This is a genomic window from Klebsiella sp. X1-16S-Nf21 (assembly GCF_002837615.1).
GTDB classification, from domain to species: Bacteria; Pseudomonadota; Gammaproteobacteria; order Enterobacterales; family Enterobacteriaceae; genus Klebsiella; species Klebsiella variicola.
Window position 1 is genome coordinate 78900 of the sequence record NZ_PJDK01000018.1, and the last position, 7866, is coordinate 86765.

Sequence of the window (7866 nt, forward strand, 5' to 3'; positions counted from 1 at the left end):
GGGATACCCTCAGCCGCCGTCCCTGCGCACCGGATTACCCTTCAGAAACGCGTTACTCTGCGTTAAAGATAATAAATTCAGGCTGGTAACTGACCGGGAAATTGACCGAACGGGCGATAAAACAGACGTGATGGATCTGCTGATGAATGGCCGTGGCGGCGTCGAGATCGGTACCTGGTAGTACGGTGATTTTCGGCCTGAGGGTGGCAGAAATAAAGCGACCCGCGCCCCCTTTTAATACTTCACCCATTGCCACCGGTGAGTCCTGATATTCCATGACCGTAATGCCGGCATCGGAGGCCAGATGTAAGTACCACAGCATGTGACAGGCTGAAAGAGAAGAGAGCAGGAGATCTTCCGGGTTCATTTTGCCGGGATCGCCGCCCAGTAATGGGTCATTTGAACAATGAATGGGTTCTTTTCCCTTTACCGCGATATCCCAGGTCCGGGCATAAGCCTTGTAACCCGAAGTACCCGTGCCCTGATTGCCGGTCCATGTGATATTGCTGGTATAAGCATGTTGCATAGATTTGCCTTTTCTCTGTGGAGGGGGGATTTATATGCTGGCGGCTGCGTTGATCGCGCATAAATTGCCATCCGTATCTGCTCAATGCTATAAGAAAAGAGCCGTTTTAATCGTGCTTATCTTTTATCGGTAAGGAATCAGTGAAGGTCAGATAATGATTACGTCAGTGCAGCCAACCACCACCGTCACCACCACCACGACCGTAACCTGCGGTGGTGTGGGCGTATCTGTGACCGGCTCCTGACAAACAGATCCTCACTCCCCGCCAATGTGGACGGGGAGAGACCTCTCCGTTCGTGACACACTGAATGGAGACCCATCATGATTTCATCTGAGCATGCCCTTTTAATTATCGATATGCAGCAGGGGCTTTTCCATGGCCCGGTTTCTCCGTATCAGGCCGATGCGCTTCTGGCGAACGTTTGCCTGCTGATTGAAAAAGCGAGACAGGCTGAGGTGCCCGTCTTCTTTGCCAGCCATACCGGGCCGGACGATTCTCCGTTCTCAGCACAAAGTCCATTAACCCAACTGCTGCCTGAGATGGGTGTTAACGGCGAGCGGGATATCGTCTTTATTAAAAGGTACCCCTCCTGTTTCCAGCACACTGACCTTGCGCATCGGCTCGCCCAGGCCGGCGTAAAACAGCTGGTTATTGCCGGGATGAAAACCGAATTCTGCGTGGACACGACCTGCCGTGCGGCATCGGCGCTGGGATGGCGGACGGTGCTGATCTCGGATGCGCACTCAACCATGGATAACGAACGGTTGTCAGCGCCTGACATTATCGGCCATCACAATATCACGCTTGCCGGGCCATTTGTGACGCTATCGACCGCCGCAGAGTGGCACTTTTCTGCAGAGAAATAAGGATGAAGAAAGGGAGCTCGATGGCTCCCGTTTGCCACGCCAGTTCATCCGGTTTTACTGTGCATGGCGGCGCAGGGTGGAGGCGGGGTGCCGCCGCAGTTTGGGCAACGACCGTGCAGCCGCGCCGTCATGCAGTCCCGGCAAAAAGTACACTCGAACGAGCAGATAAACGCCTCGGGTGAGTCTGGCGGCAGATCTTTATCACAGCATTCGCAATTCGGGCGTAACTCGAGCATTAACTTCTCCTGTGGTTAACGGCTGTATCAGCGAGGGCGGATTAACTTCCGCCTCAAAGCGTTGCCTTCCCGGGCTGCATCCCCGGCACAAGGATGACTTTGCGGCATGCCTCTTCGCGTTTCTCAAAGATCTGATAGCCGCGCGCGGCCTCCTCCAGCGGCATATGGTGAGTGACGATCTCCTCAGGGGTGAGCAGCCCTTGCTCAATCAGCGCCAGCAGGTCCGGCAGCCAGGCATGGACGTGGGTTTGCCCCATCCTGAAGGTCAGCCCCTTATCAAAGGCATCACCAAACATAAACCCATGAATGAAACCGGCGTAAACCCCGGGCACGCTGACGATACCGCCGCGGCGCACGGCGGCGATGCACTGGCGCAGGGCTTTTCCGCTGCTGCCCTCGATTTTCAGGTTGCTGAGGACGGTTTCCGTGAGGCTGCCTTTCGCCTCGAAGCCCACGGCGTCAATCACCGCGTCGACGCCACGATGTCCCGGCGTGTTATCGATAATCCACTGCGCCGGGTCGTCATGGGTGTCGAAGTTTATCGGGATCGCGCCATAGCGCTGCTGCGCGAAATCGAGTCGGTAATCGTTATGATCGATGATAAATATCTGCTCTGCGCCATTGAGCCTGGCGCAGGAGGCGCACAGCAGGCCTACCGGGCCGGCGCCAAAAATAGCCACGCTGCTGCCGGGTTTGACCTCGGCGTTTTTTACTGCCTGCCAGGCGGTGGGCAGAATATCTGACAGAAACAGCACCTTTTCATCGGGTAAGGTGGCGGGCACTTTAAATGGACCGGTATTGGCTTTGGGGACCCGTACATATTCAGCCTGGCCGCCCGGGATGCCGCCGTACAAATCGCTATAGCCAAACAGGGCCGCCGGTGGCGAAATGCCTTTTCGGTTGAGCGTTGCCCCCTGGCCGCTATTGGTGCTTTCGCAGGCGGCATACTGCTGCAGGCGACAAAAGAAGCAGTCTCCGCAGGCGATCACAAACGGGATAACCACCCGGTCGCCTTTGCGGACCGCGGTGACCTCGGAACCCGCTTCCACCACTTCCCCCATAAATTCATGGCCGAAAATATCGCCGTGGTGCGTGCCGGGGATCTTTCCGCGGTAAAGATGAAGATCGGAACCGCAAATCGCCGTCGCGGTGACGCGCAGTATAATATCGTCCGGCGCCTCAAGGGCCGGGTCGGGCATGGTGTCGACGCTGACATGATGGGGACCATGATAAGTGAGTGCTTTCATTGCATATTCTCCTGGAGAGAACGGCTGACCGCATCAGGCGCAAAGGCATATTGACCTGACGCGATGGCCACCGATAAACCACCGTAAAAATAAAGCGTAGAGTACAAGTAATGGAACTGCGTGATATTTCAGTTGTTGGGTGTATTTTACGCTTCGCTTATTTCACGTTTGGTTTGTTGGGTTATTTGCATATTCGGATGAAGAAGGCTAGCCTTAATCAGGCATGATATTCGCTCCATTTTTTTATTTGATAGCCGCTCCCCCAGCGGCTTTTTTTATTGGTTATCTTTAGAAAAGTTCTGAATTTCATGCCGACGAAGCCTCGCCGCGCCGCTTCGTTATATACCTCAACAGGAGTACTCCGATTGTATCGATAATACGAGGGCTGCAGGTATTATTTCCCCGCACACAGTAAGTTAGCGGTGATGTGCCGTCTGGTTATTTTTAATGTGTGTTGTAGAATTATTCCGAATTACTGCTGAAAGACGTCGGGAAAACGGAATAATAATTTGACTAACCAGCATTACCCGCTAGAGTTAAATATCGAACGACGAGTGATACGGAATATTTTCGTATCGTACTGACATAACCGATATACATGAGGTGAAATATGGCAGAGCATCGTGGTGGTTCCGGTAATTTTGCTGAAGACCGTGAAAAAGCTTCTGAAGCAGGTCGTAAAGGTGGTCAGCACAGCGGCGGGAACTTTAAAAATGATCCGCAGCGTGCGTCCGAAGCGGGTAAAAAAGGCGGACAAAACAGCCACGGCGGTGGCCGCAAGTCCGATAATTCCTGATTATCCTTTTCCTTGCACCCTGAAGTGAAAGTATCTCCTGCGAGTCTGTATAGACTCGCAGTTATTTTCTGACTCCAGAAGGTATTTCTATGAATATGAAAAGCATTGAAGATGTATTTATTCACCTGCTCTCAGATACCTACAGCGCAGAGAAACAATTAACCCGCGGGCTGGCTAAACTGGCCAGAGCGGCGTCCAGTGAAAAACTCAGCGCGGCGTTCAATGCTCATCTCGAAGAAACCCAGGGCCAGATTGAACGTATTGACCAAATTATTGAGCAGGAATCCGGCCTGAAAATCAAACGCATGAAATGCGTGGCCATGGAAGGATTAATCGAAGAGGCCAATGAAGTCGTTGAGAGCACGGAAAAAAATGAGGTACGAGATGCTGCGCTAATTGCCGCTGCGCAAAAGGTCGAGCATTACGAAATTGCCAGTTACGGCACCCTGGTCACCCTGGCAGAACAGCTGGGCTATAAAAAAGCGGTCAAATTGCTGGCCGAAACGCTGGAAGAAGAAAAGCAAACCGACGTTAAATTAACCGATTTGGCGGTAGGTAACATTAATAAAAAAGCGGAAAAATAAACGCTCCCTGACACGAGGAAATGACCATGAATCATGTTGAACATTATCATGACTGGCTACGCGATGCGCATGCCATGGAAAAGCAGGCAGAATCCATGCTGGAATCGATGGCTGGCCGTATCGATAATTATCCGGATCTCCGTGCCAGAATTGAACAGCATATTAATGAGACCAAACGGCAAATTACCGTGCTGGAAGAGATCCTCGACCGCAACGACATTTCGCGCTCGGTGATTAAAGATTCGATGAGTAAAATGGCGGCTCTCGGCCAGTCCATCGGCGGAATGTTTCCTTCCGATGAAATCGTCAAAGGCTCGATCAGCGGGTACGTCTTCGAACAATTTGAGATCGCCTGCTACACCTCTCTGCTGGCGGCGGCTGAAAAAGCGGGCGACACCGCCTCCATCCCGGCTATTGAGGCTATCCTGGCGGAAGAGCGGGAAATGGCCGACTGGCTGATCAAACATATTCCTCAGACCACGGAGCAGTTTCTCCTGCGTTCAGATGCTGACGGCGTAGAAGCGAAAAAATAACCCAGGAGGCAGGCCTATGTTTCGTCATGTGAAACAACTGCAGTATACCGTGCGCGTTGCTGAACCCAATCCGGGGCTCGCGAATTTACTGCTCGAACAGTTTGGCGGCCCTCAGGGCGAGCTGGCCGCCGCGTGTCGTTATTTCACCCAGGGATTAAGCGATGACGATCCCGGCCGCAAAGACATGCTAATGGATATCGCGACAGAGGAGCTGAGCCATCTGGAGATCATTGGCACCCTGGTCGGCATGCTGAATAAAGGCGCCAAAGGAGCTCTGGCTGAGGGCACCGAGAGCGAGGCGGAACTTTATCGTTCACTCACCGCCAACGGCAATGACAGCCACATTACCTCGCTGCTGTACGGCGGCGGTCCCCCGCTGACCAACTCGGCGGGCGTGCCGTGGACGGCGGCCTACATTGATACTATCGGCGAACCCACCGCCGACCTGCGGTCGAATGTCGCGGCGGAGGCGAGGGCGAAGATCGTCTATGAACGCCTGATTAACGTGACCGACGATCCCGGCGTGAAAGACGCGCTGGCGTTCCTGATGACCCGCGAAGCGGCGCATCAGCTCTCTTTTGAGAAGGCGCTGCAGTCGATTCGCAACAACTATCCTCCGGGCAAACTGCCGCCCATTAGCGAGTACGCTAACACCTACTACAATATGTCTGAAGGTGGAGAAGTACGCGGCAGCTGGAACAGTGACAAACACTTCGATTATGTCAAGGATCCGCAGCCGGCCGTGGATGGCGGAGATGGCGGCGCTACTGTCGGCCTGACGCCAGAGCAGGAAGCGCTGTGCAAAGCGATGCTGAAGCGAACGCAGTCTGACCCGCAGGGCGATCCTTTGACCGGCGCCGAACTCGGCGCCGGTAAGCAAAACACTTCCTCATCGGCTAAGTGATGTTCGCATGAGCCCCGGCTGCGGCCGGGGCGATTCACAATGATGGGTGCGGAATATGTTTGAATTCGACGCGTTTCATCTGGCCCGATTGCAATTCGCCTTTACCGTTTCCTTCCATATCCTCTTTCCGGCCATCACCATCGGCCTTGCCAGCTACCTTGTGGTGCTTGAGGGGATGTGGCTGCGAACCCGGGATAACGTCTGGCGCTCACTCTACAATTTCTGGCTGAAAATTTTCGCCGTCAATTTTGGGATGGGTGTGGTCTCCGGATTAGTGATGTCCTATCAGTTCGGCACCAACTGGAGCGGATTTTCCCAGTTTGCTGGCAGCATAACCGGCCCGCTGCTGCTGTACGAAGTGCTGACTGCCTTTTTCCTCGAAGCGGGATTCCTCGGGGTGATGCTATTTGGCTGGAATAAGGTGCCGCCGGCGCTGCATTTTTTTACTACCTGCATGGTGGCGCTTGGCACCCTGGTCTCCACTTTCTGGATCCTCGCCTCCAACAGCTGGATGCAGACGCCGCAGGGTTTTACCATCGAAAATGGCCATCTCATTCCGCAGGACTGGCTGGCGATTATCTTTAACCCCTCGTTCCCGTATCGTTTGTTTCATATGGCGATAGCCGCGTTTCTCAGCAGCGCCATGTTCGTCGGGGCCTCTGCCGCGTGGCATCTTCTGCGCGGCAACGACTCGCCGGCCATCCGCAAAATGCTGTCGATGGCGATGTGGATGGCGCTGCTGGTAGCGCCAATCCAGGCGGTGGTGGGGGATATGCATGGTCTTAACACCCTTGAGCATCAGCCAGCGAAGATCGCCGCCATCGAGGGGCACTGGGAAAACCGACCCGGCGAGGCCACGCCGCTGCTGCTGTTTGGCCTGCCGGATATGGAACAGGAGCGCACCCGCTATGGCCTCGAGATCCCCGCTCTCGGCAGCCTGATCCTCACTCACAGTCTGCATAAGCAGGTGCCGGCGCTGAAAGACTTCCCGAAAGAGGACCGACCCTATTCGCCCGCCGTTTTCTGGTCGTTTCGCATCATGGTTGGGATGGGCGTATTGATGATCGCCTTAGGGATCTGCAGCGCCTGGCTGCGCTATCGGCGGCGACTGTATCACTCGCGTCCCTTTCAGTGGTTTGCGCTCTGCATGGGGCCTGCCGGCCTTATTGCCCTGGTCGCCGGGTGGGTGACTACCGAGATGGGCCGCCAGCCGTGGGTGATCTACGGCTTGCTGCGCACCCGGGATGCGGTGTCGTTGCACAGCACGCTGCAGATGGCCATCAGCCTGCTGGTGTTTATCGTGGTCTACTGCGCGGTATTTGGCGTGGGGTATTACTATATTTTCCGGCTGATTAAAAAAGGGCCGCAACCGGTGACGGAGCTGACCTCGCAAACCGCAGGCACCCCGGCGCGTCCGCTCTCGGCGGCAGAGCCGGTGCGTGATGAGGAGAACGCATCATGAGCATCGATATCTCGGTGATTTGGTTTGTCATCATCGTCTTCGCCACGCTGATGTATATCGTGATGGATGGTTTCGATTTAGGTATTGGGATGCTGTTCAGCGTGGTGCATGATGGCGAAGAGCGCGATGTGATGGTCAACAGCGTGGCGCCCGTCTGGGATGGAAATGAAACCTGGCTGGTACTCGGCGGGGCTGGGCTGTTCGGCGCCTTTCCGCTGGCCTATGCGGTGATCACCGATGCGCTGGTCATCCCGCTGACGGCGATGCTCATCGGCCTGATTTTTCGCGGCGTGGCGTTTGAGTTTCGTTTTAAAGCGGTTCCCTCGCATCGTACCTTCTGGGATTATGCCTTCGCCGGCGGCTCGCTGCTGGCGACCTTCAGCCAGGGGATTGTCGTCGGCGCGTTTATCAACGGCTTTGCGGTGGCTGACCGCCGCTTCGCCGGTTCAACGCTGGACTGGCTTACCCCCTTTAACCTGTTCTGCGGTCTGGGGCTGGTGGTGGCCTATCTGCTGCTCGGCACCACGTGGCTGATCATGAAAAGCGAAGGCGCGCTGCAGCAGCGGATGCGCGAGCTGACCCGCAAGGTGCTGCTGGCACTGATGGTGGTGATCGCGGTGGTCAGCGTCTGGACGCCGTTGGGCTGGCGCTATGTGGCGGAGCGCTGGTTTACGCTACCCAATTTCTTCTGGTTCGTGCCGGTGCCGATTC

The 7866-nt window shown here is 55.3% G+C and carries 10 protein-coding genes; 7 read left to right on the plus strand and 3 right to left on the minus strand.

Annotated elements, in window-relative coordinates; all coding sequences use genetic code 11:
* Positions 1 to 52: 52 nt before the first annotated feature.
* Complete coding sequence (locus tag CW267_RS10875) at positions 53 to 526, minus strand: OsmC family protein (protein WP_046622288.1); 474 nt, start codon at positions 524 to 526, stop codon at positions 53 to 55.
* Between the two features lie 321 nt (positions 527 to 847).
* Between CW267_RS10875 and CW267_RS10880 the strand changes: the two genes are divergently transcribed.
* Complete coding sequence (locus CW267_RS10880; RefSeq protein WP_100781347.1) at positions 848 to 1393, plus strand: cysteine hydrolase family protein; 546 nt, start codon at positions 848 to 850, stop codon at positions 1391 to 1393.
* Positions 1394 to 1437: 44 nt separating this feature from the next.
* Here CW267_RS10880 and CW267_RS10885 read toward each other — a convergent pair whose 3' ends face one another.
* Positions 1438 to 1629 (minus strand): DUF1272 domain-containing protein, encoded by a 192-nt coding sequence (locus CW267_RS10885; protein ID WP_072023763.1) that lies wholly within the window; start codon positions 1627 to 1629, stop codon positions 1438 to 1440.
* A 53-nt stretch (positions 1630 to 1682) separates the two neighbouring features.
* Positions 1683 to 2876, minus strand: a complete 1194-nt coding sequence (locus tag CW267_RS10890; RefSeq protein WP_064160807.1) for a zinc-dependent alcohol dehydrogenase — start codon at positions 2874 to 2876, stop codon at positions 1683 to 1685.
* A 610-nt stretch (positions 2877 to 3486) separates the two neighbouring features.
* Between CW267_RS10890 and CW267_RS10895 the strand changes: the two genes are divergently transcribed.
* The 6 genes from CW267_RS10895 to cydB form a co-directional block, all read left to right on the plus strand.
* A complete protein-coding gene (locus tag CW267_RS10895; protein WP_004150795.1) occupies positions 3487 to 3672 on the plus strand; it encodes a general stress protein in 186 nt (61 codons plus the stop codon).
* Positions 3673 to 3761: 89 nt separating this feature from the next.
* Positions 3762 to 4256, plus strand: coding sequence for a ferritin-like domain-containing protein (locus CW267_RS10900; protein ID WP_008807707.1), 495 nt, complete (start codon positions 3762 to 3764; stop codon positions 4254 to 4256).
* Positions 4257 to 4282: 26 nt separating this feature from the next.
* Positions 4283 to 4789 carry a ferritin-like domain-containing protein gene (locus tag CW267_RS10905; RefSeq protein WP_008807706.1) on the plus strand — a complete coding sequence of 169 codons (507 nt, stop codon included), beginning with the start codon at positions 4283 to 4285 and terminating at the stop codon, positions 4787 to 4789.
* Positions 4790 to 4805: 16 nt separating this feature from the next.
* Positions 4806 to 5693 (plus strand): manganese catalase family protein, encoded by an 888-nt coding sequence (locus CW267_RS10910; protein WP_043875502.1) that lies wholly within the window; start codon positions 4806 to 4808, stop codon positions 5691 to 5693.
* A 55-nt stretch (positions 5694 to 5748) separates the two neighbouring features.
* Positions 5749 to 7155: a cytochrome ubiquinol oxidase subunit I gene (locus tag CW267_RS10915; protein ID WP_012542145.1), complete on the plus strand. Its 1407-nt coding sequence runs from the start codon at positions 5749 to 5751 to the stop codon at positions 7153 to 7155.
* On the plus strand, positions 7152 to 7866 hold a 715-nt coding region (cydB, locus tag CW267_RS10920), incomplete at its 3' end, for a cytochrome d ubiquinol oxidase subunit II (protein ID WP_101148625.1). The genes CW267_RS10915 and cydB, both read left to right, overlap by 4 nt.

Coding starts and splice junctions, on each gene's coding strand:
- CW267_RS10875 (WP_046622288.1), bottom strand. CDS start 526: ATGCAACATGCTTATACCAGCAATATCACATGGACCGGCAATCAGGGC.
- CW267_RS10880 (WP_100781347.1), top strand. CDS start 848: ATGATTTCATCTGAGCATGCCCTTTTAATTATCGATATGCAGCAGGGG.
- CW267_RS10885 (WP_072023763.1), bottom strand. CDS start 1,629: ATGCTCGAGTTACGCCCGAATTGCGAATGCTGTGATAAAGATCTGCCG.
- CW267_RS10890 (WP_064160807.1), bottom strand. CDS start 2,876: ATGAAAGCACTCACTTATCATGGTCCCCATCATGTCAGCGTCGACACC.
- CW267_RS10895 (WP_004150795.1), top strand. CDS start 3,487: ATGGCAGAGCATCGTGGTGGTTCCGGTAATTTTGCTGAAGACCGTGAA.
- CW267_RS10900 (WP_008807707.1), top strand. CDS start 3,762: ATGAATATGAAAAGCATTGAAGATGTATTTATTCACCTGCTCTCAGAT.
- CW267_RS10905 (WP_008807706.1), top strand. CDS start 4,283: ATGAATCATGTTGAACATTATCATGACTGGCTACGCGATGCGCATGCC.
- CW267_RS10910 (WP_043875502.1), top strand. CDS start 4,806: ATGTTTCGTCATGTGAAACAACTGCAGTATACCGTGCGCGTTGCTGAA.
- CW267_RS10915 (WP_012542145.1), top strand. CDS start 5,749: ATGTTTGAATTCGACGCGTTTCATCTGGCCCGATTGCAATTCGCCTTT.